Source organism: Streptomyces sp. NPDC016640 (genome assembly GCF_043076215.1).
Classification (GTDB): Bacteria; Actinomycetota; Actinomycetes; order Streptomycetales; family Streptomycetaceae; genus Streptomyces.
In genome coordinates this window covers 112,787-139,785 of record NZ_JBIBRG010000003.1, presented here as the reverse complement: position 1 = coordinate 139,785, position 26,999 = coordinate 112,787, and the positions used below count along the sequence as shown (strand labels likewise).

Annotated in this window: 18 protein-coding genes, 1 tRNA gene and 1 pseudogene; 9 read left to right on the top strand and 11 right to left on the bottom strand. The window is 71.4% G+C overall.

What is annotated here, in order from left to right:
* The first annotated feature begins 2 nt into the window (after window positions 1–2).
* Window positions 3–2,732, top strand: coding sequence for a phosphoenolpyruvate carboxylase (gene ppc, locus ACF07S_RS07460; RefSeq protein WP_391963594.1), 2,730 nt, complete (start codon window positions 3–5; stop codon window positions 2,730–2,732).
* Window positions 2,733–2,981: 249 nt separating this feature from the next.
* Here ppc and ACF07S_RS07455 read toward each other — a convergent pair whose 3' ends face one another.
* The 7 genes and pseudogenes from ACF07S_RS07455 to ACF07S_RS07425 all read right to left on the bottom strand — a co-directional run bounded on the left by ACF07S_RS07455 (window position 2,982) and on the right by ACF07S_RS07425 (window position 8,630).
* Window positions 2,982–3,470: a hypothetical protein gene (locus ACF07S_RS07455; protein WP_391963593.1), complete on the bottom strand. Its 489-nt coding sequence runs from the start codon at window positions 3,468–3,470 to the stop codon at window positions 2,982–2,984.
* Window positions 3,471–3,546: 76 nt separating this feature from the next.
* A complete protein-coding gene (pth, locus tag ACF07S_RS07450; RefSeq protein ID WP_391963592.1) occupies window positions 3,547–4,143 on the bottom strand; it encodes an aminoacyl-tRNA hydrolase in 597 nt (198 codons plus the stop codon).
* A 78-nt stretch (window positions 4,144–4,221) separates the two neighbouring features.
* Window positions 4,222–4,812 carry a 50S ribosomal protein L25/general stress protein Ctc gene (locus ACF07S_RS07445; RefSeq protein WP_391973658.1) on the bottom strand — a complete coding sequence of 197 codons (591 nt, stop codon included), beginning with the start codon at window positions 4,810–4,812 and terminating at the stop codon, window positions 4,222–4,224.
* A 237-nt stretch (window positions 4,813–5,049) separates the two neighbouring features.
* Window positions 5,050–6,030, bottom strand: coding sequence for a ribose-phosphate diphosphokinase (locus tag ACF07S_RS07440; RefSeq protein WP_391963590.1), 981 nt, complete (start codon window positions 6,028–6,030; stop codon window positions 5,050–5,052).
* A gap of 88 nt (window positions 6,031–6,118) precedes the next feature.
* Window positions 6,119–7,564 carry a bifunctional UDP-N-acetylglucosamine diphosphorylase/glucosamine-1-phosphate N-acetyltransferase GlmU gene (glmU, locus tag ACF07S_RS07435; RefSeq protein WP_391973657.1) on the bottom strand — a complete coding sequence of 482 codons (1,446 nt, stop codon included), beginning with the start codon at window positions 7,562–7,564 and terminating at the stop codon, window positions 6,119–6,121.
* A gap of 113 nt (window positions 7,565–7,677) precedes the next feature.
* Window positions 7,678–7,750: transfer RNA gene (locus ACF07S_RS07430), tRNA-Gln, on the bottom strand.
* Between the two features lie 8 nt (window positions 7,751–7,758).
* Window positions 7,759–8,630: pseudogene (locus ACF07S_RS07425) on the bottom strand (hypothetical protein).
* Window positions 8,631–8,796: 166 nt separating this feature from the next.
* Between ACF07S_RS07425 and ACF07S_RS07420 the strand changes: the two are divergent.
* Entirely contained in the window at window positions 8,797–10,116 is a 1,320-nt protein-coding gene (locus ACF07S_RS07420; protein WP_391963587.1) for a sensor histidine kinase, read from the top strand.
* A gap of 12 nt (window positions 10,117–10,128) precedes the next feature.
* Here the strand turns inward: ACF07S_RS07420 and ACF07S_RS07415 are convergent, their stop codons facing one another.
* Together ACF07S_RS07415 and ACF07S_RS07410 are read right to left on the bottom strand one after the other, a co-directional pair.
* Window positions 10,129–10,662, bottom strand: a complete 534-nt coding sequence (locus ACF07S_RS07415; protein ID WP_391973656.1) for an SUKH-3 domain-containing protein — start codon at window positions 10,660–10,662, stop codon at window positions 10,129–10,131.
* A 58-nt stretch (window positions 10,663–10,720) separates the two neighbouring features.
* Window positions 10,721–11,251 carry a YwqJ-related putative deaminase gene (locus ACF07S_RS07410; protein ID WP_391963585.1) on the bottom strand — a complete coding sequence of 177 codons (531 nt, stop codon included), beginning with the start codon at window positions 11,249–11,251 and terminating at the stop codon, window positions 10,721–10,723.
* Window positions 11,252–11,616: 365 nt separating this feature from the next.
* Here ACF07S_RS07410 and ACF07S_RS07405 point away from each other — a divergent pair, with 365 nt between their 5' ends.
* The 3 genes from ACF07S_RS07405 to ACF07S_RS07395 all read left to right on the top strand — a co-directional run bounded on the left by ACF07S_RS07405 (window position 11,617) and on the right by ACF07S_RS07395 (window position 16,265).
* Window positions 11,617–12,636, top strand: coding sequence for an SMI1/KNR4 family protein (locus ACF07S_RS07405; RefSeq protein ID WP_391963584.1), 1,020 nt, complete (start codon window positions 11,617–11,619; stop codon window positions 12,634–12,636).
* A 9-nt stretch (window positions 12,637–12,645) separates the two neighbouring features.
* Window positions 12,646–15,150 (top strand): SUKH-4 family immunity protein, encoded by a 2,505-nt coding sequence (locus ACF07S_RS07400; RefSeq protein ID WP_391973655.1) that lies wholly within the window; start codon window positions 12,646–12,648, stop codon window positions 15,148–15,150.
* Window positions 15,151–15,380: 230 nt separating this feature from the next.
* A complete protein-coding gene (locus ACF07S_RS07395) occupies window positions 15,381–16,265 on the top strand; it encodes a cellulose-binding protein (protein ID WP_391973654.1) in 885 nt (294 codons plus the stop codon).
* Between the two features lie 149 nt (window positions 16,266–16,414).
* Here the strand turns inward: ACF07S_RS07395 and ACF07S_RS07390 are convergent, their stop codons facing one another.
* A complete protein-coding gene (locus ACF07S_RS07390; protein ID WP_391973653.1) occupies window positions 16,415–17,923 on the bottom strand; it encodes an MFS transporter in 1,509 nt (502 codons plus the stop codon).
* A gap of 440 nt (window positions 17,924–18,363) precedes the next feature.
* Here ACF07S_RS07390 and ACF07S_RS07385 point away from each other — a divergent pair, with 440 nt between their 5' ends.
* The 3 genes from ACF07S_RS07385 to mfd all read left to right on the top strand — a co-directional run bounded on the left by ACF07S_RS07385 (window position 18,364) and on the right by mfd (window position 25,628).
* Window positions 18,364–19,152 (top strand): ABC transporter ATP-binding protein, encoded by a 789-nt coding sequence (locus ACF07S_RS07385; RefSeq protein ID WP_391973652.1) that lies wholly within the window; start codon window positions 18,364–18,366, stop codon window positions 19,150–19,152.
* On the top strand, window positions 19,149–21,728 hold the full coding sequence (locus tag ACF07S_RS07380) for an ABC transporter permease (protein WP_391973651.1): 2,580 nt from the start codon (window positions 19,149–19,151) through the stop codon (window positions 21,726–21,728). The genes ACF07S_RS07385 and ACF07S_RS07380 overlap by 4 nt, the downstream gene beginning before the upstream one ends.
* A 342-nt stretch (window positions 21,729–22,070) precedes the next feature.
* The gene (mfd, locus tag ACF07S_RS07375) at window positions 22,071–25,628 is read left to right on the top strand and encodes a transcription-repair coupling factor (RefSeq protein ID WP_391973650.1); all 3,558 of its coding nucleotides are present in this window, start codon (window positions 22,071–22,073) and stop codon (window positions 25,626–25,628) included.
* Between the two features lie 108 nt (window positions 25,629–25,736).
* On the opposite strand, the gene ACF07S_RS07370 is transcribed toward mfd, so the two are convergent.
* Window positions 25,737–25,922: an antitoxin gene (locus ACF07S_RS07370; RefSeq protein WP_391963577.1), complete on the bottom strand. Its 186-nt coding sequence runs from the start codon at window positions 25,920–25,922 to the stop codon at window positions 25,737–25,739.
* A 194-nt stretch (window positions 25,923–26,116) separates the two neighbouring features.
* Here ACF07S_RS07370 and ACF07S_RS07365 point away from each other — a divergent pair, with 194 nt between their 5' ends.
* Window positions 26,117–26,866: an HNH endonuclease family protein gene (locus tag ACF07S_RS07365; RefSeq protein WP_391973806.1), complete on the top strand. Its 750-nt coding sequence runs from the start codon at window positions 26,117–26,119 to the stop codon at window positions 26,864–26,866.
* Window positions 26,867–26,999: the final 133 nt, after the last annotated feature.

Here is a 26,999-nt window from a genome sequence, read left to right as displayed (position 1 = left end):
CTGTGAGCAGTGCCGACGACCAGACCACCACGAGCAGCGAGCTGCGTGCCGACATCCGCCGACTGGGCGACCTCCTGGGCGAGACCCTGGTCCGGCAGGAGGGCCCCGAACTCCTCGACCTCGTCGAGAAGGTGCGCCGACTCACCCGTGAGGACGGCGAGGCCGCCGCCGAACTGCTGCGCGGCACCGAACTGCAGACCGCCGCCAAGCTGGTCCGCGCCTTCTCCACCTACTTCCACCTGGCCAACGTCACCGAGCAGGTGCACCGCGGCCGCGAACTGCGCGCCCGCCGCGCCGCCGAGGGCGGACTGCTCTCCCGCACCGCCGACCGCCTCAAGGACGCCGACCCCGACCACCTCGCCGAGACCGTGCGCCACCTCAACGTGCGGCCCGTCTTCACCGCACACCCCACCGAGGCCGCCCGCCGCTCCGTCCTCAACAAGCTCCGCCGGATCGCCGCCCTCCTCGACACCCCCGTCATCGAGTCCGACCGGCGCCGCCTCGACACCCGCCTCGCCGAGAACATCGACCTCGTCTGGCAGACCGACGAACTGCGCGTGGTCCGCCCCGAACCCGCCGACGAGGCCCGCAACGCCATCTACTACCTCGACGAACTGCACGCCGGCGCCGTCGGCGACGTCCTGGAGGACCTGACCGCCGAACTGGAACGCGTCGGCGTCCACCTCCCCGACGACACCCGCCCCCTCACCTTCGGCACCTGGATCGGCGGCGACCGCGACGGCAACCCCAACGTCACCCCCCAGGTCACCTGGGACGTCCTCATCCTCCAGCACGAGCACGGCATCAACGACGCCCTGGAGATGATCGACGAACTGCGCGGCTTCCTCTCCAACTCCATCCGCTACGCCGGCGCCACCGAGGAACTGCTGACCTCCCTGCGGGCCGACCTCGACGCCCTCCCCGAGATCAGCCCCCGCTACAAGCGACTCAACGCCGAGGAGCCCTACCGGCTCAAGGCCACCTGCATCCGGCAGAAGCTGGAGAACACCAAGCTCCGCCTCGCCAAGGGCACCCCGCACGAACCCGGCCGCGACTACCTCGGCACCGGCGAACTCCTCGCCGACCTGCGGATCATCCAGCTCTCCCTGCGCGAACACCGCGGCGCACTGTTCGCCGACGGCCGCCTCGCCCGCACCATCCGCACCCTCGCCGCCTTCGGCCTCCAGCTCGCCACCATGGACGTCCGCGAACACGCCGACGCCCACCACCACGCCCTCGGCCAGCTCTTCGACCGGCTCGGCGAGGAGTCCTGGCGCTACGCCGACATGCCGCGCGAGTACCGCTCCAAGCTGCTCGCCAAGGAACTGCGCTCCCGCCGCCCCCTCGCCCCGACCCCGGCACCCGTGGACGCCGCCGGCGAGAAGACCCTCGGCGTGTTCCAGACCGTCAAGCGCGCCCTCGCCGTCTTCGGCCCCGAGGTCGTCGAGTCCTACATCATCTCCATGTGCCAGGGCGCCGACGACGTCTTCGCCGCCGCCGTGCTGGCCCGCGAGGCCGGACTGATCGACCTGCACGCCGGCTGGGCGAAGATCGGCATCGTCCCGCTCCTGGAGACGACGGACGAACTGAAGGCCGCCGACACCATCCTGGAGGACATGCTCTCCGACCCCTCCTACCGGCGCCTCGTCGCCCTCCGCGGCGACGTCCAGGAGGTCATGCTCGGCTACTCCGACTCCTCCAAGTTCGGCGGCATCACCACCAGCCAGTGGGAGATCCACCGCGCCCAGCGCCGGCTGCGCGACGTCGCCCACCGCTACGGCGTACGGCTGCGCCTCTTCCACGGCCGCGGCGGCACCGTCGGCCGCGGCGGCGGCCCCACCCACGACGCCATCCTCGCCCAGCCCTGGGGCACCCTGGAGGGCGAGATCAAGGTGACCGAACAGGGCGAGGTCATCTCCGACAAGTACCTCATCCCCGCACTCGCCCGGGAGAACCTGGAACTGTCCCTCGCGGCCACCCTCCAGGCGTCCGCCCTGCACACCGCCCCCCGCCAGTCGGACGAGGCACTGGCCCGCTGGGACGCCGCCATGGACGTCGTCTCCGACGCCGCGCACGCCGCCTACCGGCGCCTGGTCGAGGACCCCGACCTCCCGGCCTACTTCTTCGCCTCCACCCCGGTGGACCAGCTCGCCGACCTCCACCTCGGCTCCCGGCCCTCGCGCAGGCCCGACTCAGGCGCCGGCCTGGACGGACTGCGCGCCATCCCCTGGGTGTTCGGCTGGACCCAGTCCCGGCAGATCGTGCCCGGCTGGTTCGGCGTCGGCTCCGGACTCAAGGCCCTGCGCGAGGCCGGACTCGACACCGTGCTCGACGAGATGCACCAGCAGTGGCACTTCTTCGGCAACTTCATCTCCAACGTCGAGATGACCCTCGCCAAGACCGACCTGCGCATCGCCCAGCACTACGTCGACACCCTCGTCCCCGACCACCTCAAGCACGTCTTCGACACCATCAGGGCCGAACACGAACTCACCGTCGCCGAGGTGCTGCGCATCACCGGCGAGCGGGAACTCCTGGACGCCGCCCCCGTCCTCAAGCAGACCTTCACCATCCGCGACGCCTACCTGGACCCCATCTCCTACCTCCAGGTCGCCCTCCTCAAGCGCCAGCGCGACGCCGCCGGCGCGGGCGAACAGCCCGACCCCCTGCTGGCCCGCGCCCTGCTGCTGACCGTCAACGGCGTGGCCGCCGGCCTGCGCAACACCGGCTGACCCGGAAGAACGGACAAGGGTGCCCCCGAGCCCCGTACGGGCCCGGGGGCACCCGTCATGCCGGACGAGTGACGTGCCAGGCGGCGAACCCCCGGCGGCGAACCCCCGGCGGCGGACGGGAACGCGGCCGACGGGAAGACGCGCAGCGGGCGGTCCGGCGTCCCGCCCCGCCCCGCCCGACGTCCCCCACGAAAGCACGACCCGCCCGTGCCCCACAGGCGGGGAAAACACGGACGGCCGGCATCCCCCTCAGACAGCCAGAAAAGCCGCCGTGAGCAGCACGACCCCCGACAACGCCAGCACCCACGCCGCCCGCGTCCGCAACAGACCACCCGCCACCACCACCGACGCCAGCAACAACGCGCCCCCCAGCGGCACCCAGGCGTAGAGGATCCCCGCGAAACCGGAGCGCACCGCCTCCTCGCCGCCCGGCTTCAGCACCACCGGATAGGTCCGCCCCTCCTCCACGGCCACCGAATTCTCCAGGACGACCCGCGCACGCGGCTGCGACCCCTGCGACAGCGGCGTGTACGGCCCCGCACACCCCGTCGCGCCGCACCGCGCCACCACCACCGTGCCGCGCTCACGCCCCTTCGTCAGCATCGCGTGCTGCGCCGTACCCCACGACGCCCACACACCCGCGACGAGAATCAGCGCGGCGACCACACCCATCGCCGCGAACCGGCCGAACCGCAGCACGACGGAAGAGCCACCGGAGGAGCTGACCGCTGAAGGCATGGCCGAGATCCTTGGCCATGACATCGCGTTCGGTCAACTCGGGCGGGGGCGAACCGACCGGTCCACCCCCGGCGGATCACGAGTTGTACGTCCCCTGCGCCCGCTCCAGCCCCTCGATCACCAGACACTCCACCGCGTCCGCCGCCCGGTCCACGAAGTAGCCCAGCTCCTTGCGCTCCGCCGACGAGAAGTCCCGCAACACGAAATCCGCCACCTGCATCCGCCCCGGCGGACGCCCGATCCCGAACCGCACCCGGTGGTACTCCCGCCCGAACGCCTTCGTCAACGACTTCAACCCGTTGTGACCGTTGTCCCCGCCACCCAGCTTCAGCCGCAGCGTCCCGTAGTCGATGTCCAGCTCGTCATGGACCGCCACCACCCGCTCCGCCGGCACCTTGTAGAACTCCCGCAGCGCGTTCACCGGCCCGCCCGCCAGATTCATGTACGACATCGGCTTCGCCAGGACCACCCGCCGGCCGGCCGGCCCCGGCGGCCCGATCCGGCCCTCCACCACCTGCGCCTGAGCCTTCCCCGCCCGCTTGAACCGGCCCCCGACCCGCTCCGCCAGCAGATCCGCCACCATGAACCCCACGTTGTGCCGGTTCATCGCGTACTCCGGCCCCGGATTCCCCAACCCCGCGATCAGCCACGGGGCACTGGCATCGGTCGTCACCTGCGTGTCTCCTCGATACGCGCCAGCCGCTGCCCCCCGACGGGGAACAGCGGCTGACGAAAACGGCGTCGGTGCGGATCAGGCCTCGGCTGCCTCGCCGGCCTCCCCGTCCTCCGCACCCTCCTCCGCCTGCGCGGCCAGCACCTGGATGACGACCGCGTCCTCGTCGACGGCCAGCTTGGTGCCCTTCGGAAGGGCGATGTCCTTGGCGTGGATGGAGGCACCGGCCGCCAGACCCTCGACGGACACCGTCACGGACTCGGGGATGTGCGTCGCCTCGGCCTCGACCGGCAGCGTGTTCAGCACGTGCTCCAGCAGGTAGCCGCCCGGAGCCAGCTCGCCCTCGGTGAGGACCGGGATCTCCACCGTCACGGTCTCGCCGCGCTGGACCAGCTGCAGGTCCACGTGCTCCAGGAAACCCTTCAGCGGGTCACGCTGCACCGACTTCGGGATCGCCAGCTCGTTCGACTTGCCGTCGATGTCCAGCGCGATCAGCACGTTCGGCGTACGCAGGGCGAGCAGCAGCTCGTGACCCGGGAACGTCAGGTGCAGCGGGTCCGAACCGTGACCGTACAGAACACCGGGAACCTTCTTGTCCCGACGGATACGACGGGCGGCACCCTTGCCGAACTCGGTGCGCGTCTCGACGCTCAGCTTTACCTCGGACATATCGATCACTCCTCGTAGGGGTGGAAACGGACAAGGTCACCCGGCCAACGAACGGCCTGCTACGAAGAGCGCGTCGATAACGGACCGCCGCACCAGCCCCTCACGAAGCGGTACGGCCTCCCTCGCCGAGCAACTGCAGCAGTCTACTCGGACCAGGAGGCCGCACCCAAAACGATCACCAGGCCCACTACGGGCCCACTACGGAAGGACCCCCACGGGAACCCGCCCGCAGAACCCTTACTGCTCGTCGAACAGGCTCGTCACCGAACCGTCCTCGAACACCTCACGCACCGCACGCGCGATCGTCGGCGCGATCGACAACACCTTGATCTTGTCCAGGCTCTCGCTCAGCTCACCCGGCGTCGGCAGCGTGTCCGTGAACACGAACTCACTCACCTTCGAGTTCTTCAACCGGTCCGCCGCCGGACCCGACAGCACACCGTGCGTCGCCGTCACGATGACGTCCTCCGCACCATGCGCGAACAACGCGTCCGCCGCCGCACAGATCGTGCCACCCGTGTCGATCATGTCGTCCACCAGAACACACACGCGGCCCTTCACCTCACCGACCACCTCATGCACGGTGACCTGGTTCGCCACGTCCTTGTCCCGGCGCTTGTGCACGATCGCCAGCGGCGCGCCCAACCGGTCGCACCAACGGTCCGCCACCCGCACACGACCCGCGTCCGGCGACACCACCGTCAGCTTCGCCCGGTCCACCTTCGCACCCACGTAGTCCGCCAGCAGCGGCAGCGCGAACAAGTGGTCCACCGGACCGTCGAAGAAGCCCTGGATCTGGTCCGTGTGCAGATCCACGGTGAGCAGCCGATGCGCCCCCGCCGTCTTCATCAGATCCGCGATCAGACGCGCCGAGATCGGTTCACGGCCCCGGTGCTTCTTGTCCTGGCGCGCGTAACCGTAGAACGGCACGATGACCGTGATGGACCTCGCCGACGCGCGCTTCAGCGCGTCGATCATGATCAACTGCTCCATGATCCACTTGTTGATCGGAGCGGTGTGGCTCTGGATCAGGAAGCAGTCGGCACCACGAGCCGACTCCTGGTACCGCACATAGATCTCGCCATTGGCGAAGTCGAAGGCCTTCGTCGGGACGACCCCGACCCCCAGCTGGTGGGCGACCTCCTCGGCAAGCTCGGGGTGGGCGCGGCCGGAGAAGAACATCATCTTCTTCTCCCCGGTCGTCTTGATCCCGGTCACAGCACTTTCTCCTCAGAGGTGTCGCAGCAGGTGGGGATGCGGATGTGCACTTATCACCGTACGCCGTGTCCGGCGCGGCGGAATCCGGTCAACCTTCCTCCGCCACCGGACGGGAAGCCTCCTCCGCCGCCCGCGCCGCAGCACCCCCGGGACGCTTGCGGGCCACCCAACCCTCGATATTCCGCTGCTGACCACGGGCCACGGCCAGCGAACCCGGCGGCACATCCTTGGTGATCACCGAGCCGGCAGCCGTATAAGCACCGTCCCCGATGGTGACAGGCGCCACAAACATGTTGTCCGCACCGGTCCGGCAGTGCGACCCCACCGTCGTGTGATGCTTGTCCTGCCCGTCATAGTTCACGAACACACTCGCCGCACCGATGTTCGAAAACTCGCCGATCGTCGCATCACCCACATACGACAGATGCGGCACCTTCGTCCCCTCACCGATCACCGCGTTCTTCGTCTCCACATACGTACCGACCTTGCCCCCACGCCCCAACCGCGTCCCCGGACGCAGATACGCGTACGGCCCCACCAGCGCCTCCGCCCCCACCTCGGCACCCGACGCCACCGTGTTGTCCACCCGCGCCCCCGCACCCACCACCGTGTCCGCCAACCGCGAGTTCGGCCCCACCTCGCACCCCTCCGCGAGATGCGTCACACCCTGCAACTGCGTCCCCGGATGAACCACCACATCCCGCTCGAACGTCACCGTCACATCCACCCACGTCGTGGCCGGATCGACCACCGTCACACCCGACAACATCGCGGCAGTCAACAACCGGTCGTTCAGGATCCGACGCGCCTCCGACAACTGCACCCGGTTGTTGATCCCCACGATCTCCCGGTGATCACCCGCGACCGCCGCACCCACCCGGTGCCCCGCCCCCCGCAGAATCCCCAGCACATCAGTCAGATACTCCTCACCCTGACTGTTGTCCGTCCGCACCCTCTTCAACGCATCCGCCAGCAACGCACCGTCGAACGCGAACACACCCGAGTTGATCTCCCGGACCGCCCGCTGCTCCTCGGAGGCGTCCTTGTGCTCCACGATCGCCGTGACGGCACCGGAGCCGTCCCGCACGATCCGCCCGTAACCGGCGGCATCCGGCACCTCGGCGGTCAGCACGGTCACCGCGTTGCCGTCGGCGGAATGCGTGGCAGACAGCCGACGCAGCGTCTCGCCCGTCAGCAGGGGCGTGTCACCACAGACGACGACCACGGTCCCGTCCACGGACCCGCCCAGCTCCTCCAGCCCCATGCGCACCGCGTGTCCGGTGCCGTTCTGCTCCGCCTGGACGGCGGTGCGCACGTGCGGGGCGATGCCGGCGAGGTGGGCGGTCACCTGCTCGCGGGCGTGACCCACGACGACGACCAGGTTCTCCGGCCGGAGTTCACCGGCGGCGGCGAGCACGTGGCCCACCAGGGAACGGCCACAGATGTCGTGCAGGACCTTCGGTGTGGCCGACTTCATACGGGTGCCCTCACCCGCTGCGAGAACGACGACGGCTGCCGGGCGGTTGGCGCTCACGGGATGCCCTTCGGCTGTGATGGGGTGGGGGTGACATCCGCAGGATACCGGGGGGCTGGTGGGGGGACATGAGAGCGGGCCCCGACTGTGCAGTCAGGGCCCGAACCGACCAGCTCCGCCAGCTGGATTCGAACCAGCACTACAGGGCTTCAAAGGCCCGCGGGCTACCAGTTACCCCATGGCGGATGGCTGCGTCAGACCATACCTGAGGTGGGCGTCGTCGTGATCCCGGAGAGCATCCCTGCCCACCAGCCTTCGATGCGTCGATACAGGTCGGCACTCTGCAGGACGCAGATGACAAAGCAGCCGCGGTAGGTGTCGCCCACATTCTTGCGCACGGTCTTCGGGTTGTGCTTCTTGATCGTAGTTTTCTGAAGCCTGGCAACGTCCACGCCGGCCAGGTCGGCCCAGTACCGTTTGGCGCCTTCGACGTCTGCCGTCATGTGAATCATGACTCGGTACTGCAGGCGCTCTCGCTCCACTCCCAACAGGTGCAGCCAGGCGAGGTAGAGCTTGATCACGCCGGGGTCGCTGTTGACGAAGATGACAGCCTCTCGCCGGTCGTACGGTTTGTCCTTCGTGCCTTCGGCCCAGTAGAGGGCGACGCCGGCCATGAACAGATCACGGTCGGTCATGCTGCCGATCTCCTGAGCGGCGGCCTGCTTGGTCCGTTGTCGTTTCTCGTCGCGGATCGCCAGCTCATGCTCCCAGCGCTTGCGGGCGGCCAGCTTCGCCTGTTCCGTCGGGGCGCGCCGCTCCGGCTTCGGCAGGTCTCTGACCCACAGCGAGATCGAGCTCTTGGAGCAGCCCAGTTCCACCTGGATCCGGTCGTAGGTCCAGCCCTGGAGGCGGAGTTCCCTCGCCTTCTCCCGCAGGTCGTCCTTGGCGTTGGGGCGCTTCGTCCATTCCGGGCGGGCTCGCCCTGCAGGAGGCGGTTGAGGATGTCGTTGTTGTCGACGTGGAGCCGGTCGCGGATCTGTCGTCGGCTCAGTCCCGCCCGCCGCAACGCCACCGCCTGCTCTCGCAGTCCTTCGAAGTCGGCGTATTTGCCTGGTGCGTGTGTCACAGGCGTACCGTCCGGGCGGAATGGCCGGTTCCCCCCTCGAACGGCGTCCGATTCAGCAGTTCGAGGGATTTCGGGCCGTATCGCATTCGAACGGTCACCCTCTGTGGTGTGGATCGTCGTGGAAACTCGCCGGAAAAGCGGCGCGGGGCGCCCGTAGGCTGGAGTCATGACCACGTCGGGGGAAGACCATGTGGCGGCCCGGGGAGGGCCGTGGTGGTGGGAGAGGCGGCGCAGTGCCGCGTTCGATGGGGGCCTCGCGGTGGTGTCCGCGGTGGAGTGCGGGCTGGAGGGGATTCCGTTCGCGTGGGAGGCGGGGATTCCGGTCGCGGCGGGGGTGGTTTTCGGATTGTTGGCCGGTTCTGTGCTGTTGGTGCGGCGGAAGTGGCCGATCGCGGTGGTGCTGGTGGCGATCGCGGTGACGCCGGCGGCGATGGGTTTCCTGATGGGTGTCGTCGGGTTGTATTCGCTGGCCGCGTCCGAGGTGCCGCGCCGGATCATCGGTTCGCTGGCCGGGATGCAGGCCGTGGGTGTGCTGATCGTGATGTTCGTGCGGTTGCGGCAGGACGTCGCGCGCGAGGGTCTGGACATCGGGGACTGGATCGTGCCGTTCGCGTCGATCACGACGGCGTTGGGGATGACGGCGCCTCCGCTGCTGCTGGGGTTGTACGTGGGGGCGCGGCGGCGGTTGATGGAGAGTCTGCGGGAGCGGGCGGACAGTTTGGAGCGGGAGCTTCAGTTGCTCGCGGAGCGGGCGGAGGAGCGGGCCGAGTGGGCGCGGGGTGAGGAGCGGACGCGGATCGCCCGTGAGATGCATGACGTGGTGGCGCATCGGGTGAGTTTGATGGTGGTGCATGCGGCGGCGCTTCAGGCGGTGGCGCGGAAGGATCCGGAGAAGGCGGTGAGGAATGCCGCGTTGGTGGGGGACATGGGGCGGCAGGCGTTGACGGAGTTGCGGGAGATGTTGGGGGTGTTGCGGGCCGGTGGGGGCGGCGGTGGGCGGTCGCGGGAGCGGGCGTCGGTGCCGTTGGCGGCGGTGGGGGTGGCTGCGGCGGTTGCGGCGTCGCGGGCGGTGGGTGAGGTGGAGGGGTCGGGGGAGGGGCCGTGTCTGTCGGAGATCGAGGTGTTGGTGGGGCAGTCGGCGGCGGCGGGGATGGTGGTGGATCTGTCGGTGGTGGGGGAGGTGCGGTCGTATGCGGCGGAGGTGGAGTCGACGGCGTACCGGGTGGTGCAGGAGGCGTTGACGAACGTTCACAAGCACGCGGCGGGTGCGAAGACGTATGTGCGGTTGGCGCATCGGGTGTCGGAGATCGCGATGCAGGTGGAGAACGAGCCGCCGTCGGGGGCGGCGTCGTCGGCGGGGCTGCCGTCGGGGGGGAATGGTCTGGTGGGGATGAGGGAGCGGGTGGTGGCGTTGGGTGGGGTGTTCGTGTCGGGGCCGACGGAGGCGGGGGGTTTTCGGGTGTCGGCGGTGATTCCGGCGTCGTAGGGGGGTGTGGGTTCAGCCTGTGGTGAGGCGGGTGGGCTGGAGGCCGGTGACGAGGGTGGCGAGGGCGTGGTCGAGGGTGGGGCCGAGGTACCAGTCGCCGGTGTGGTCGAGGGTGTAGACGCGGCCCTGGATGTCGATGGCGAGGAGGGCCCGGGTGTCGGTTTCGGTGCCGAGGGGGCAGACCTCGCTGTCGAGGGCGCGGCCGAGGTCGCCGAGGGTGCGGGCCATGTGGAGGCCGTGGAGGGGGTCGAGGTGGAGGGGGGTGGGGGCGACTTGGCGTCCGGGGCCGGTGGGGGTGAGGTGGAGTCCGCCGAATTCGGCCCAGGCTTCGACGGCTGCGGGGAAGACGGTGTGGCGGTGTCCTGCGGGTGAGGTGTGGTCGCGCAGGGTGTCGGCCCAGATTTCGGCTTGTCTGATGTCCCAGCGTCCGGGTTGCCAGCCGGCGGCGCGCAGGGTGGCGTCGACGGGTACGGCGAAGCGGGGTGGGGGTGTGCCTTGTCCGTGTGGGGTGGGGGGCTGGGGGGTGGGGGTGCGGTCGGTGTGCATCTGCCCTTCGTTCGTCGGGGTTGTGCGGGGTGTGGGGTGGTGGTGCGGGGGTGTGGGTTCAGGTGCCGGGTGGGGTGGGGTCGACGAGGCGGACGCCGAAGTGGGCGCTGAGGGCGGTGCAGGCGCGGCAGGGGGTGGCGTAGCTGCCGTGGAGGGGGTCGCCGTCCTCGCGGATGCGGCGGGTGGTGAGTTTGGCGTGTTTGAGGGCTTTGCGGGCTTCGCCGTTGGTCATGGGTTTGCGTGCGGCGCGTTTGCTGCGTGCGGCGTCGGCGGTGGTGAGGTGCCGGGAGATGAGGATGGTTTCGGCGCAGCGGCCGGTGAAGCGGTCGCGGTGGTCGCTGGTGAGGGTGTCGAGGAAGTCCTGGACGAGGGGGTGCAGGGCGGGGGGTGTGTCGCCGCGGGCGGCGGTGCAGGTGAGGGTGGCGCCGCGGACGGAGAGGGCGGCGGCGATGGTGGGGAGGATGCCGTCGCGGCGGTGGTGGAGGGTGGGGGTGTGGGGGGTGTCGGTGGTGCTCCAGCCGATGCGGGGGTCGCCGGAGCGGGGGTTGCCGGTGGGGCCGGTGTGTGGCCCTGTGCGCGTCACGTTCATGATCGTCGTCCCCTTCCGAGCATCCCCTCCCGAGCATCTTCTCGGAGGTCACAGAGTGCCAAATGTCGTGGCTGATGTGGAAGCTGGGGGCGGGCGACACGCCCGGTTCCGGGCGGGCTGTCACGGGAGGGTGACGGCTGGTCACGGAAGCGGAGGGTGGTTGACCGGTGCCGGTGACCGGTGGGGTCGTACGGCATAGGCTGTCGGCACCGTGGTCCACGCGGTGATCCGTGCGGTGGTGTGTGCGGGCGTCGTGGGGGTCGTGGGGTGAAGCAGTCGAGACAGACGTGACAGTCGAATACGTTCCGTGACGGTCCGGAGGCGGGCGGTGCGGGTCGTACAGAATGCCGCAGGGGGCAACCGCCATGACGACAGGTCGGCTCGGGCTGGGGGTGTCTTCCGGCAGTCAGGCCGGGGGGCACTCGGCGCCGCCGAATGCGGCCTATGCCGGGCAGGTCGTGCACTTTCCGGATCCGGTGCGGGCGGCCCGTCACCCGAGAGGGGTGCGGGTGGATGCGGGTGGTTATCCCGATTTCTCGCCCTACGCGCGTGCGGCCGTGGAGATCGCGGATCCGCCGGAGGGTTTCGGGGTCGACGAGTTGCGGCTGACGGACTACGTGTCGGCGAACGCGGCGTTGTCGGCGAGTGGTCACGAGTTGTGGGACACGGTGCCGGCGGTGGCGACGCCGCACGGCTGGACGTGGCATCACGTGGTGGGGTCGCGGCGGCTGGAGCTGGTGCCGGTCGAGGTGAAGGCGTTGTTGCGGCATCACGGTGGGGTGGCGACGTCGGGGGTGGATCAGGACAAGCGGGGGACGCGGCCGTTGCAGGAGACGCGTCCGGCGCATTTCGGGTTGCCGAAGTCGGGTGTGGCGGTGACGGAGTCGCAGGTGGTGGGTGTCGAGGAGGATCTCGGGTACCGGCTGCCGGGCGCGTACCGGTCGTTTTTGAAGGCGGCGGGTGGGTGTGCGCCGGTGGGGACGGCGTTGGACGCGGAGCTGGGTCTGCTGGTGGACCAGCCGTTCTTCACGGTGCGGGACGAGGCGGCGGTCAATGATCTGGTGTACGTCAACAAGTGTTTGCGTGATCACCTCACCAAGGACTATCTGTGCGTCGCTTTCGTGCAGGGTGGTCTGCTGGCCGTGAAGGTGAGGGGTGAGCGGCAGGGTTCGGTGTGGTTCTGTGCGTACGACGACGTGCGGGACGTGGATCCGTCGTGTCCGCCGGCCGAGCGGGTGGAGCGGTTGCTGCTGTCGTGCGGCGAGGATTTCGACGCGTTCCTGTCGCGGCTCGCGGGCTCTCCGCCGGAGTTGGAGACGGTGGCGAATCTGATGGTGGACGGTGGGTTCGCGCGTGCCGTTCCGGTTTCTTCCGCGGGGGAGTGAGCTTCGGCGATGGTGACGTTCGCGCAGGCGCAGGAGCGCGCCGAGGAGTGGGTCAACGGGGATGTGCCGTCGTACCAGCACCGTGAGGTGCGGGTGCGGGAGTTCGATCTCGGGTTCGTGGTGTGGGCGGAGGACCGTGCGGACGGGCCGCGTTCGGACGGGGGTGCGCAGCGGCTGGTGATCGCCCGTGACAGTGGTGAGGCGACGCTGTGGCCGGGGTTGCCGGTGGGTGAGGTGATCCGCCGGTACGAGGAGGAGTACGGCCGTGACGGGGCGGTGTCGGAGCCGGTGGCGGCGCCCGCGGCGCGGGTGGATCTGAATCAGACGTCGTTCTTGTTGAGTCCGCCGGAGTGGTTGCAGGAGGCGGCGGACCGGCTGGGGATTCCGGATCGGCGTGGGGAGACGTCGGGGGGGTCGGCGGCGGGTTCCGGTTCCGGGGGTTCCGCGCCGGGTGTGCCCGCCGGGGCGGGGAGTGGTGCCGGGTGGCCGGCTGCCGGGGGGAGCGGTTTCCCGGCGGGTGCGCCCGCGGGGGCGACTCCGTGGGCCGGTACGGACACCAATGCCGATGCCGGTGAGGACCGTTCCGTGTCGTTGCCGGAGACCGTGTTCGCGCCGCCGTTGGGTGAGCCCGGTGGGGAGACGCCGCCGCCCTCGGCGACGCCGGAGGCGCAGACGGCGCTGATGTCGGGCGGCAGCGGGCTCCCGCCGACGGCGGTCGCGCCGGCGGTGCGGGATCCCGGCGCGGGGCCGGGTACGCCTCCGTCGGGTGTGCCGGCGTCGCCGGCCGGTCCGGAGCGGCCGTTCGTGGCCGGTGCCGGGGACGTCGCCGACGCCGTGACGGGTAAGGCGACTCCGCCGCCGCGCCGTGTCCCGGGTCCGGCGACCCCGCCTCCGCCGGGTGCTCCGGGTGCTCCGGGTGTGCGGCCGGGGAGTACGCCTCCGCCGCCGGGTGCTCCGGGTACGCCCGGCGCGCGGCCGGGGGATGTGCCTCCGCCTCCGTCGGCTGCTCCGGCGGGCGGGTACGTGCCGACGCGGGTGGTGTCGGCGCTCGGCCCGGAGGGACCGGGTGTGCCGACGCCTCCGCCGGGGGCTCCGACCCCGCCGCCCGGGGTTCCGGACGCGGCCGGGGGTACGCCGCCCGGTGGTGTGCACCATGCGGCGACGATGTTCGCCGACCCGGGCGGGACGGGCCCGGGCGTCCCTGGTGCGCCCCAGCCTCCGGGGCCTCCGGGGGTTCCGGGCGCGCCCCAGCCTCCGGGACCGCCCGGTGTCCCCGGCGCTCCGGGTACGGCGGGTGGCGGGCGGGGGCCGGTGCACCACGCGGAGACGGTGCTGGCCGCGCCTCCGGTGGGCGGTCCCGGTGCGCCTCCGCCGCCGGCCCCGCCCGGCATGCCCGGTGCCGCTCCGCCGATGCCGCCCGGTGGGATGCGTCCCGGCGGAATGCCGCCCGGTGGTATGCCGCCCGGGACGCCTCCGCCGGGTGTGCCCGGGCCGGGGCAGCCGCCGGCGTACGGCTATCCGCCGCCTCCGCCGGCCGGTCAGCCGATCGTCGGTCCCGGTTACCAGGCCGTGCTGCGCTACCGCGCGCAGGACGGTTCCGAGCAGCAGCTGATCCGGCGTTCGGCGCCGGGCACGCCGCACCCGGAGTGGCAGATCTTCCATGAGCTGCGTGCCATGAACGTGCCGCCGGACCAGGTGCTGGAGCTGCACACCGAGCTGGAGTCGTGCGAGCTGCCGGGTGCGTACTGTGCGCGGATGATCCGGGAGCAGTGGCCGCAGGCGCGGATCACGAGCATCGCCCCGTACGGCACGGACCACGCGAGCCGGCAGCAGGGTATGCGGCAACTGCTGGCCCATCAGGGTGAGTTGCACCAGGTGGCGGATGGTCCGGCGCGTCCCGCGCCGGTGCGTGCGCCGATCGCGCCGGTGCAGCCGGTCCCGCCGGTTCCGCCGGAGGCCGTCGCGCAGGAGCTGGCGGGGGTGTTCGGGCCGGGGGTGTTCCGGTTCGAGCAGGCGGCGGTGTCCCGGCAGGGTGTGCCGCCGGTCGTGGCGCACACCCTGGTGGCGGCCGGTCTGCCGCTGGACATGGGCCCGTTCTTCTGGGCGCAGGCCCAGCCGGGCCGTCCGGTGCCGACGCTGGCGGAGCTGGCGGTGGAGCGGGGTGTGCGGCCGGCCGCGGACGCGGGTTCGTACCTGGTGATGGGCAGCGACTTCGGCAAGGCGATCTGCGTGCAGTACGGCACGGCGAACATCGTCGCGGTGCCGGTGGAGGCCGGGCCGGGCGGTGCGCCCGTGCCGCCGCAGTTCGTGAACACCGGTCTGCCGGAGTTCGCGCGCTGTCTGGCGCTGCTCGGCCGGATGTGGCGGCTGCGGTTCGGGCTGAACCAGGAGCAGGCGGGGCGCTGGACGGTCGACTTCCAGGCGCAGCTGGCCGCGCTGGACCCGGCGGCGCTGGGTTCGCCGGAGAGCTGGTGGTCGGTGCTGCTGGAGCAGATGTGGGACGGGCTGCTGTGACCCGTCGCTGAGACGCGTGTGGAGCGAGGAGCCGGGCCCGGTCGGCAGGACGACCGGGCCCGGCTTTTCGCGTGCCCGGGTGGCGGAGTGCCTGGCCGTGGAGTACCGCCTTGCGGAGTGTCGCGTTATGAACACTTCCGTCTGATCCATCAAGATGTGCGCGATTCATCCCATTTCGTGCTCGGTCGTGGTGCTGGGCTTCGTGTCCGTCGGTGGAGAGGGGTTCCAGGGTGAGCAGCGCATCGGTGTCGTCGCAGGGATTCGAGGTCGTGCGGGGGCGCGGCTACCGGCCCTTGCAGGTGATCGCGTACGTCGAGGCCCTCTCGGACGACCGTGACGCGGCCTGGGAACGGGCCGCCCGGCTCACCGTGCTCGCCCGGGAGATGGAGGAGGAGCTCCAGGTGCTGCGGGAGCGGGTGGCGGGGCTGGCTCCGCAGACGTACGAGTCGCTGGGCGGGAGCGCACGGCATCTGTTCGAGCTGGCCCAGGAGGAGGCGGTGGCGGTGCGGGAGGCGGCGCGGCAGAGGGCGCAGGACATCATGGACCTGGCGCGTGACGAAGCGGCCGGGGCGCGGGAGGCCGCGCAGGCGTACGCCGGCGCCCTGCGCGCCGACGCCGACGAACACGCCCGGCAGCGGCTGGACGCGGCCCGTGCGGAGGCCGACGGGATCCGTGTCGGGGCCCGGCTCGAGGTGAAGGAGCGGCGCGGGGAGACGCTGGCGGAGCTGCGGGAGATGCGGGAGCGCACCTCCGCGCTGCTCGCCGAGCGGGCCGAGGCGCAGGCGCGGCGCCTGGACGAGGTGGCGCGGGAGGAGGCCGGACGGGTGGCCGCGCTGAACACGTCCCACGCGGAGGCGGAGGCGCGCGCCGATAGCGCGCTGGCCGAGGCGCAGCAGGTCTTCGCCGACGCGGGGGAGGCGGCACGGCGCCGTGAGGAGGAGGCGCGGGAGCGCGCGGCGGAGGTGCTGGCCGAGGCGCGCGCTCGCGCGGAGGGCGTCGCGCGGGAGACCGAGCGGGTGCTGCGCGAGCACGCCGAGCGCCGGGAGGACGTGCAGACGCACATGGACCACGTGTGCGCCAGCCTGAGCGCGCTGACCGCCCGGATGGCGGAGTGAGCCGGCCGGGTCGGTCGAACGGGTGGTGGCTGCGCCGGCCCCGGTGGTGCGGGCCGTCGTCCGGGCGGTCGCTGTCGCCGTCCTCCTGCGGTCCGGCGTCGCCGCGCGTCTCACCGGCCTGACCGGGGAGGGGCACGGCGGGCGGTCCGTCACGAGGGGCCGGACCGGTCCTTGAGCACCGGGAACGTGCGCGGTGCGAGCACCAGCAGCACCACGAACGCCAGTGCCGCCGCGCCCGCCGCGCCCAGGTACACCGCGTGCACGGCGTCCGCGACGGCCCGGCGGGTCGCCTCGGCGACGGTGCCCGCCTCCAGCGCGTGGGTGACGGGGTCCAGGCCGCTCGCGCCGCCGAGGCGGGTGGCCAGGACGCCGTTGGCGACCGCGCCGAAGAGGGCCGCTCCGACGGTCTGGCCGGTCTGCCGGCAGAAGAGGATCGACGCGGTCGCCGTGCCGCGCTCCTCCCACGCCACCGACGACTGCACGCCGATGATCAGGGGGAGCTGGAACAGGCCGAGCGCCGCGCCCAGCAGGCACATCAGCAGGGCCGGCTGCCAGGCCTGGCCGGGGTAGGGGAGGAAGGGGAACGCGAAGAGGACCAGCGCGGCCGTGCCGATGCCGAGCATCGCCGTGTTGCGGAAGCCGACGCGGCGGTACACGTGCTGGCTGAGCGCGGCCGAGAGCGGCCAGGTCAACGTCCAGACGGACAGCACGAATCCGGCGGCCACGGGGGCGAGTCCGAGCACCGCCTGGGCGTAGGTGGGCAGGAAGACGGTGGGGGCGACCATCAGCAGGCCCAGCGCGCCCAGCGCCAGGTTGACCGCGGCGATGGTGCGGCGGCGCCACACCCAGCCGGGGATGATCGGCTCCTCGGCGCGGTGTTCCACCACGAGGACGACGGCCAGCAGCGCCGCTCCCGCCGCGAACAGGGCGAGGGAGGGGGCGGACAGCCAGGGCCAGGCGACCCCGCCCTGCACGAGAGCGGTGAGGAGGACGCCGCCGCAGGCGAAGACCGCGCACGCGCCCGCCCAGTCCACGCGCGCGGGGCGGCGTCTTTCCCGCTCCGGCTCGTGCAGGTGACGCACGATCAGCCACAGCGCCACCGCTCCGACGGGCAGGTTGACGAGGAAGATCCAGCGCCAGTCGGCGTAGCCGGCGAGCAGTCCGCCGATGCCGGGGCCGGCCACCGCCGACACCGCCCAGACGGTGGAGAGCCGGGCCTGGATCCTCGGGCGTTCCCGCAGGGGGTACAGGTCGGCGGCGAGCGTCTGCACCGTGCCCTGGAGGGCGCCGCCGCCCAGACCCTGCACGATGCGGAACGCGACGAGCGCGGCCATGTTCCAGGCCAGCGCGCACAGCAACGAGCCCAGCAGGAACAGGGCGGCGCCCGCGACGAGGACCGGTTTGCGGCCGAAGGTGTCGGAGAGCCTGCCGTAGACGGGCAGGGAGACCGTCACGGCCAGCAGGTAGCCGGAGAACAGCCAGGAGAAGTAGGAGAAGCCGCCGAGGTCGCCGACGATCTGGGGGACGGCCGTGGAGACGACGGTGGAGTCGAGCGCCGCCAGGGCCATCGTGAGCATCAGCGCGGCGACGACGGCTCCGCGCCGTCCGGCCGCCGCGGGGCGCTCGCTGTCGCGTGCGACCGGTCTGGTGCCGTCCACCCGGAAGTCCCTTCCTCGCCGTTTCGTGGCCCCTGCATCCGTCTGCCGCCGACAGCTTCGCACTCGACCCCGACGCCGCGGGAGGGCGGAGCCCGAGTGGGCCGTCGGGAGGAGACGACCCCGAGGCGGTCTCCGCCCACCGGTGGACGGCCCCTAGGGGTACCTCCGTACTACGGCTCGGGGAGGGTTCGTACCGGCGGAGGACGAGAGGCGGGGGAGGCCGTCCTTAACCTGGCTTTATGCCGCCGGGGGGCGGTTGAGCACAGCACCGGGGGTGGGGTTTTCCTCAGGAGAAGACTGCGCCGGGCACCAGGGCGCCCGGCCCCTGTCCACCGCGAGACTGAGAACACGTCGCACGAACACGCACCGCGGGACCGCCGGACATGACGGTGGCCGCCGGGGCACCGCTTTCATTTGCTGACCGACATAGGAGACTTACCGTGACATCGGCTGTGACCATTCCCAGGCACGGGGGCACTGGAGGGCGTACGGCCGTTGCCGCGCGGGCGCGGCAGGTCGTGAAGGCGTACGGGTCCGGTGAGACCCGTGTCGTCGCCCTCGACCACGTCGACGTGGACATCGACCGCGGCCGGTTCACCGCGATCATGGGCCCCTCGGGGTCCGGCAAGTCCACGTTGATGCACTGCCTGGCCGGGCTCGACACCGTCACCAGTGGTCAGATCCATCTGGACGAGACCGAGATCACCGGTCTGAAGGACAAGAAGCTCACGCGGCTGCGCCGGGACCGGATCGGTTTCATCTTCCAGGCGTACAACCTGCTGCCGACGCTCAACGCGCTCGAGAACATCACGCTGCCCATGGACATCGCCGGCCGCAAGCCGGACAGGGCGTGGCTGGACCGGGTCGTGGAGACCGTCGGGCTCGCCGAGCGGCTGAGGCACCGGCCGACGCAGCTGTCCGGTGGCCAGCAGCAGCGGGTCGCCGTCGCGCGGGCACTGGCCGCCCGGCCGGAGATCATCTTCGGTGACGAGCCGACCGGAAACCTCGACTCGCGCGCCGGCGCGGAGGTGCTCGGCTTCCTGCGCCGCTCGGTGGACGAGCTGGGCCAGACCATCGTGATGGTCACCCACGACCCGGTCGCCGCCTCCTACGCGGACCGGGTGCTGTATCTCGCCGACGGCCGCATCGTCGACGAGATGTTCCAGCCGACGGCCGAGCAGGTCCTGGACCGCATGAAGGACTTCGACGCCCGGGGGCGCACGTCATGACCGTGGTGAGGACCTCGATGCGCAACGTCCTTGCGCACAAGGGGCGCATGGCGCTGTCCGCGGTGGCGGTGCTGCTGTCGGTGGCGTTCGTGTGCGGCACCCTGGTGTTCACGGACACCATGAACACGACGTTCGACAAGCTCTTCGCCGCCACGTCGTCGGACGTCACGGTGAGCGCCAAGGGCGCCTCCGACACCGGCGAGACGACCTCCGACACCGGCAAGCCGCCGGTGATACCGGCCTCCGTGCTCGAGGAGGTGCGCGGTGCGGACGGGGTGAAGTCGGTCGAGGGCACGGTGTTCTCCACCTCGGTGACCGTCGTCGACGGCGACCGGGACAGCCTCTCGCCCACCAGCGGCGGCCCGACCATCGTCGGCAGCTGGAACGACAACGACGCCCGCACCATGGAGATCACCTCCGGCGCGGCGCCCGAGGGCCCGGACCAGATCATGGTCGACGCCGACACCGCCGACAAGCACGGCCTGAAGCTCGGGGACGAGATCGGCGTGATCAACGTCGTCGGCACGCACACCGCGAAGATCTCCGGCATCGCCGACTTCACCGTCACCAACCCCGGTGCCGCGCTCTTCTACGTCGACACCCCGACCGCCCAGCGGACCCTGGTCGGCGAGGACGGCGTCTACACCAACGTCAACGTCACCGCCGCGGCCGGCGTCAGCGACGCACAGCTGAAGAAGAACGTCGCGGACCGGCTCGGCGGCGACTACAAGGTGCTGACCGCCGAGGAGACCGCCGAGGCCAACCAGGAGAGCGTCGGCGAATTCATGAACGTCATGAAGTACGCCATGCTCGGCTTCGCCGGGATCGCCTTCCTCGTCGGCATCTTCCTGATCATCAACACCTTCTCCATGCTCGTCGCCCAGCGGACCCGGGAGATCGGCCTGATGCGGGCGATCGGCTCGTCCCGCAAGCAGGTCAACCGTTCGGTGCTGGTCGAGGCGCTGCTGCTCGGCGTCTTCGGCTCGCTCCTGGGGGTCGGCGCGGGTGTCGGTCTCGCGGTCGGCCTGATGAAGCTCATGGGCCTGATGGACATGGAGCTGTCCACGGACGACCTCACGGTGGCCTGGACGACTCCGGCGCTCGGACTGCTCCTCGGCGTCGTCGTCACCGTGCTCGCCGCCTACCTGCCCGCCCGGCGGGCCGGGAAGGTCTCCCCGATGGCCGCGCTGCGCGACGCCGGCACCCCGGCGGACGCCAGGGCCGGCTGGATACGCGCCGCGGCCGGCCTGCTCCTCACCGGCGCCGGCGGCTCCGCCCTCTACCTGGCGGGTGCCGCAGACAAGGCCGCGGACGGTTCGCTGTGGCTGGGCCTGGGCGTGGTGCTGTCCCTCATCGGCTTCGTCGTCATCGGCCCGGTGCTGGCGAGCGGCGTGGTCCGGGTCCTCGGCGCGGTCCTGCTGCGGGCCTTCGGCCCCGTGGGCCGCATGGCCGAGCGCAACGCCCTGCGCAACCCGCGCCGCACCGGCGCGACGGGTGCCGCACTGATGATCGGCCTCGCCCTGGTGGCCTGTCTGTCGGTGGTCGGCTCCTCCATGGTGGCCTCCGCCACCGACGAGCTCGACAAGACCGTCGGCGCGGACTTCATCATCCAGTCCGACAGCGGTCAGCTGATCACCCCGCAGGCCGTCGAGGCCGTGAAGGCGGCACCCGAGGCGGACCGGGTCACCGAGTACAAGTGGACCGAGGCGGACTTCACCACCCCCGACGGGAAGACGCTGAAGGACACGGCGATCACGGCGGCCGACCCGACCTACGCGACCGACCTGCGGACCGAGACGGTGGCCGGGAAGCTCACCGACGCCTACCGGCCCGACTCGATGTCCGTCCACGAGGACTTCGCGAAGGACCACGGCATCGGCATCGGCTCGAAGATCGAGATCGCGTTCGAGGGCGGCTCGACGGGCGCGCTGACGGTCCGGGCGATCACCAGCAGCGAGGCCGTCGTCGACTCCGGGGCGATGTACACGTCCATCGACACCCTCGCCAGGTACGTGCCGGCCGACAGGATGCCCCTGGACTCGCTGCTCTTCGTCTCGGCGAAGGACGGGCAGGAGGAGGCCGCGTACACGTCGCTGAAGAACGTGCTGCACGACTACCCGCAGTACACGGTGCGCGACCAGACCGACTACAAGGAGGCGCTGAAGGACCAGATCGGCCAGCTGCTGAACATGATCTACGGTCTGCTGGCCCTGGCGATCGTCGTCGCGATCCTCGGTGTGGTGAACACCCTGGCCCTGTCGGTCGTGGAACGCACCCGGGAGATCGGCCTGATGCGCGCCATCGGCCTCTCGCGCCGGCAGCTGCGCCGCATGATCCGCATGGAGTCGGTCGTGATCGCCCTCTTCGGCGCGCTGCTCGGCCTCGGACTGGGCATGGGCTGGGGCGCGACCGCCCAGCAGCTGCTCGCCCTGGAGGGCCTGAAGGTTCTCGAGATCCCCTGGCCGACGATCATCGGCGTGTTCATCGGCTCGGCGTTCGTGGGGCTGTTCGCGGCCCTGGTCCCGGCCTTCCGGGCCGGCCGCATGAACGTCCTGAACGCCATCGCCACCGAGTAGCCACCGCACACGGGGGTTGCGGGGGAACACCCGGCGCCGGGAAGTCCTTCAGGACTTCCCGGCGCCGGATTCTGTGCCGTCGGGGCCGTCGGGGCCGCCGGTAGGACCGGCCCCCGTCCCGCGTACGGGGAGGCGGCCCGAGGCGGTCCGTTCACGGCCGGTGCGGGGGCCTCGGGGGCGGCGGCCCCCGGGAGGGCCGGGCACCGGCTCCGCTCACCCCTCGCCGGACGTCGTCCACAGCCCCGGCGCCCGCGAGCGCGGCGTCGTACGCTGGACACCCCCGGCCCGCAGCGCGCGTCGGGCCCGTCGTGTTGCACACCCCCCGGACGGAAAGCGCCCCGAATGAGCTTGCACGGTCTGCTCGACGCCGTCGTCAAGGACACCGCCCTCGCGGAAGCGATCACCGCGGCTGCCGACGGCAACCGCATGCACGTCGACCTCGTCGGCCCGCCCGCGGCCCGCCCCTTCGCGGTCGCCGCCCTGGCCCGTGAGACCGGCCGGCCCGTGCTGGCGGTGACGGCGACGGGACGCGAGGCGGAGGACCTGGCCGCGGCGCTGCGCTCCCTGCTCCCGTCGGAGGGGGTCGTGGAGTACCCGTCGTGGGAGACGCTGCCGCACGAGCGGCTCAGCCCCCGCAGCGACACCGTCGGCCGCCGCCTGGCCGTGCTGCGCCGCCTGGCCCACCCCCGCCCCGACGACCCCGGGACCGGCCCGGTCTCCGTCGTCGTCGCCCCCGTGCGGTCGGTGCTCCAGCCGCAGGTCAAGGGGCTCGGTGACCTGGAACCCGTCGCCCTGCGGACCGGGCAGAGCGCCGACCTGAACGAGATCGTCGAGGCCCTCGCCGCCGCCGCGTACGCGCGGGTGGAGCTGGTCGAGAAGCGCGGCGAGTTCGCCGTGCGCGGCGGCATCCTCGATGTGTTCCCGCCCACCGAGGAACACCCCCTGCGCGTGGAGTTCTGGGGCGACGACGTCGAGGAGATCCGCTACTTCAAGGTGGCCGACCAGCGCTCCCTGGAGGTCGCCGAGCACGGTCTGTGGGCACCGCCGTGCCGCGAGCTGCTGCTCACCGAGGACGTACGGGAACGCGCGCGGGCCCTCGCCGAGCTCCACCCGGAGCTGGGCGAACTGCTCGGGAAGATCGCCGAGGGCATCGCGGTCGAGGGCATGGAGTCCCTGGCCCCCGTCCTCGTCGACGACATGGAGCTGCTGCTGGACGTGCTGCCCGGGGGCGCCATGGCCGTCGTCTGCGACCCCGAGCGGGTACGCACCCGCGCCTCGGACCTGGTGGCCACCTCGCAGGAGTTCCTGCAGGCCTCCTGGGCGGCCACCGCGGGCGGCGGGGAGGCGCCCATCGACGTGGGCGCGGCCTCCCTGTGGTCCATCGCGGACGTCCGTGAGCGGGCCCGCGAGCTGGACATGATGTGGTGGTCGGTGTCCCCGTTCGCCGCCGACGAGGAGCTGACGCAGACGTATGCCGCCGGCGCGGCGGGCGACACCCTCAAACTGGGCATGCACGCCCCCGAGGCCTACCGCGGCGACACCGCGCGGGCGCTCGCCGACACCAAGGGCTGGCTCGCCGACGGCTGGCGCACCGTCTTCGTCACCGAGGGCCACGGCCCGGCCGCACGGACGGTCGAGGTGCTGGGCGGCGAGGGCATCGCGGCCCGTCTCGACACCGGCCTCGGCGAGATCACCCCGTCCGTCGTGCACGTCGCCTGCGGCTGCATCGACCACGGCTTCGTGGACCCGGTGCTCCGGCTCGCCGTCCTCACCGAGACCGACCTGACCGGGCAGAAGGCATCCGGCCGGGAGGGCGCCCGGATGCCGGCCCGGCGCCGCAAGACCATCGACCCGCTCACTCTGGAGCCGGGCGACCACATCGTCCACGAGCAGCACGGCGTCGGCCGCTACGTCGAGATGGTGCAGCGCACCGTGCAGGGCGCCACCCGCGAGTACCTGGTCGTGGAGTACGCCCCCGCCAAGCGCGGCCAGCCCGGCGACCGGCTCTACATCCCCACCGACCAGCTGGAGCAGATCACCAAGTACGTCGGCGGCGAGGCCCCCACCCTGCACCGCCTCGGCGGCGCCGACTGGACCAAGACCAAGGCGCGCGCGAAGAAGGCGGTCAAGGAGATCGCCGCCGACCTGATCAGGCTCTACAGCGCCCGCATGGCCGCCCCCGGCCACGCCTTCGGCGCCGACTCGCCCTGGCAGCGCGAGCTGGAGGACGCCTTCCCCTACGTGGAGACCCCCGACCAGCTCACCACCATCGCCGAGGTCAAGGAGGACATGGAGAAGTCGGTCCCGATGGACCGCCTGATCTGCGGCGACGTCGGTTACGGCAAGACCGAGATCGCGGTGCGGGCCGCCTTCAAGGCCGTCCAGGACGGCAAGCAGGTCGCCGTGCTCGTCCCCACCACGCTGCTGGTGCAGCAGCACTTCGGCACGTTCAGCGAGCGGTACGCGCAGTTCCCGGTGAGCGTGAAGGCGCTGTCCCGCTTCCAGAGCGACACCGAGGCCAAGGCCACCCTGGAGGGACTGCGGGAGGGCTCGGTGGACGTCGTCATCGGCACCCACCGCCTGTTCGCCTCCGAGACCAAGTTCAAGGACCTGGGCCTGGTCATCGTCGACGAGGAGCAGCGCTTCGGCGTCGAGCACAAGGAGCAGCTGAAGAAGCTGCGCGCCAACGTCGACGTACTGACCATGTCCGCCACCCCGATCCCGCGCACCCTGGAGATGGCGGTCACCGGCATCCGCGAGATGTCGACGATCACCACCCCGCCGGAGGAGCGCCACCCGGTGCTCACCTTCGTCGGCCCCTACGAGCAGAAGCAGATCGGTGCCGCCATCCGCCGCGAGCTGCTGCGCGAGGGCCAGGTCTTCTACATCCACAACCGGGTCGAGTCGATCGACCGCGCGGCGGCCCGGCTGCGCGAGATCGTGCCCGAGGCACGCATCGCCACCGCCCACGGCCAGATGTCGGAGACGGCGCTGGAGCAGGTCGTCGTCGACTTCTGGGAGAAGAAGTTCGACGTACTGGTGTCGACGACCATCGTCGAGTCCGGCATCGACATCTCCAACGCCAACACCCTGATCGTCGAGCGCGGCGACAACTTCGGCCTCAGCCAGCTCCACCAGCTGCGCGGCCGGGTCGGCCGGGGCCGGGAGCGCGGCTACGCCTACTTCCTGTACCCGCCGGAGAAGCCGCTCACCGAGACCGCGCACGAACGCCTGGCCACCATCGCCCAGCACACGGAGATGGGTGCGGGCATGTACGTGGCGATGAAGGACCTGGAGATCCGCGGCGCGGGCAACCTGCTCGGCGGCGAGCAGTCCGGCCACATCGCCGGCGTCGGCTTCGACCTGTACGTGCGGATGGTGGGGGAGGCGGTCGCGGACTACCGGCGTCAGCTGGAGACCGGCGGGACCGAGGAGGAGCCGCCGCTCGAGGTCAAGATCGAGCTGCCCGTCGACGCGCACGTCCCGCACGACTACGCGCCCGGGGAGCGGCTGCGCCTCCAGGCGTACCGGGCGATCGCCTCGGCCAACACCGAGGACGACGTCAAGGCCGTGCGCGAGGAACTCGCCGACCGCTACGGCAAGCTCCCCGAGCCGGTGGAGAACCTGCTGCTGGTGGCGGGCCTGCGGATGCTGGCCCGCGCGTGCGGCGTCGGCGAGATCGTGCTCCAGGGCAAGAACATCCGCTTCGCGCCGGTGGAGTTGCGCGAGTCGCAGGAGCTGCGCCTCAAGCGCCTGTATCCGGGCACGGTCATCAAACCGACCGCCCACCAGGTGCTGGTCCCGCGGCCGAAGACCGCGAAGGTGGGCGGCAAGCCGCTGGTCGGACGGGAGCTGCTGGGCTGGGTCGGGGAGTTCCTGGCGTCGGTTCTGGGGTCCTGACGTCCGGTTCCTGACGTCCGGTTCCCGGCGTCCGGTTCCCGACGTCCGCGTGACGGGGCCGTCCACGGCGGAAGTCGCCGTGGACGGCCCTGGCGGACGCTCGAGGTGCTATGGCCGGTCGGGACGGTCGCGGTCCATGCCGAGCCGGCGTTCGGCCTGCTCCTGCCCGGTGTCGACCCGGTCCTCGTACTTGCCGCCGGTCCTCTCGTTGAGTTTCCGTTCCGCGGCGTCCGAGGCCCGCTTGACCTTGTCGCGCGCCGCCCTGCTGCTCTTGAACTTGTCGAGGATGCCCATGCAGAGCTCCTTCCGGAGATGACTCAGAACAGACGATACGCGCGGTTTACGATGAATGCCCATGGGGATCCGGCATGGCCTGGATCTCTCCGCCGGGGCCGGGTCTCACCTCGCTACGGTGAACCTCCGGATCGGCCCGCCCCCGTCGGGGCAGGTGTTCAGGAGGACGAAGGAGGGGCGCGGTGACGCGACACATGAGGTGGGGCGCGAGGACCCGGCGCACGGGAGCGGCGGTGATCGCCGCGGCGGCTTTCCTCGCCGGCTGCGACGGACTCCAGGGCGCGGACGCCCCGGCGGGCGGAGAAAGCGGGCGCGCCGTCAGCCCTCTGGACAACCCCGACGGCACCGCACCGGGTCTCGCCCCCGTGACCGGCGGGACGGACCGGGCGGAGGCCGTCGGACTCATCGAGCAGGTGGCGACCAAGGGCCGCGGACCGAAGACGGGGTACGACCGCGACGAGTTCGGCTACGCCTGGATGGACACGGCCGACGGGGTCCCGCTGGCGAGGAACGGCTGCGACACCCGAAACGATCTCTTGCAGCGCGATGGCCGGGACCTGCGCTTCCGGTCCGGTTCCGACTGCGTGGTGGTCGCCATGACCCTGGCCGACCCGTACACCGGCAGGACCATCGAGTGGCGCAAACAGCAGGCCTCCGAGGTCCAGATAGACCACGTCGTGCCGCTCTCCTACGGCTGGCAGATGGGTGCCTCGCGCTGGCCGGAGGAGAAACGCAGGCAACTGGCGAACGACACCCTCAACCTGATCCCGGTCGAGGGCCGGGCCAACTCGGCCAAGGGGGACTCCGGACCGGCGTCCTGGCTCCCGCCCGAGAAGGCGATCCGCTGCGCGTACTCGGTGCGCTTCGCGCAAGTGGCGCTGAAGTACGAACTTCCGGTCACCGCAGCGGACAAGGCCGAGATGCTGCAGCAGTGCGGCGCCTGACCCGACCCGTCGCGTCCGATGGCCCGGCCCCCGGAGCACAGGTGGCCGCGGGGTCCCGCCGGTGAGGCCGGCGGACTGAACGCCGAGGAGCGGTCCTGACCCTCACCCGTGGTGGGCCCCGGTCGGGTCGGCC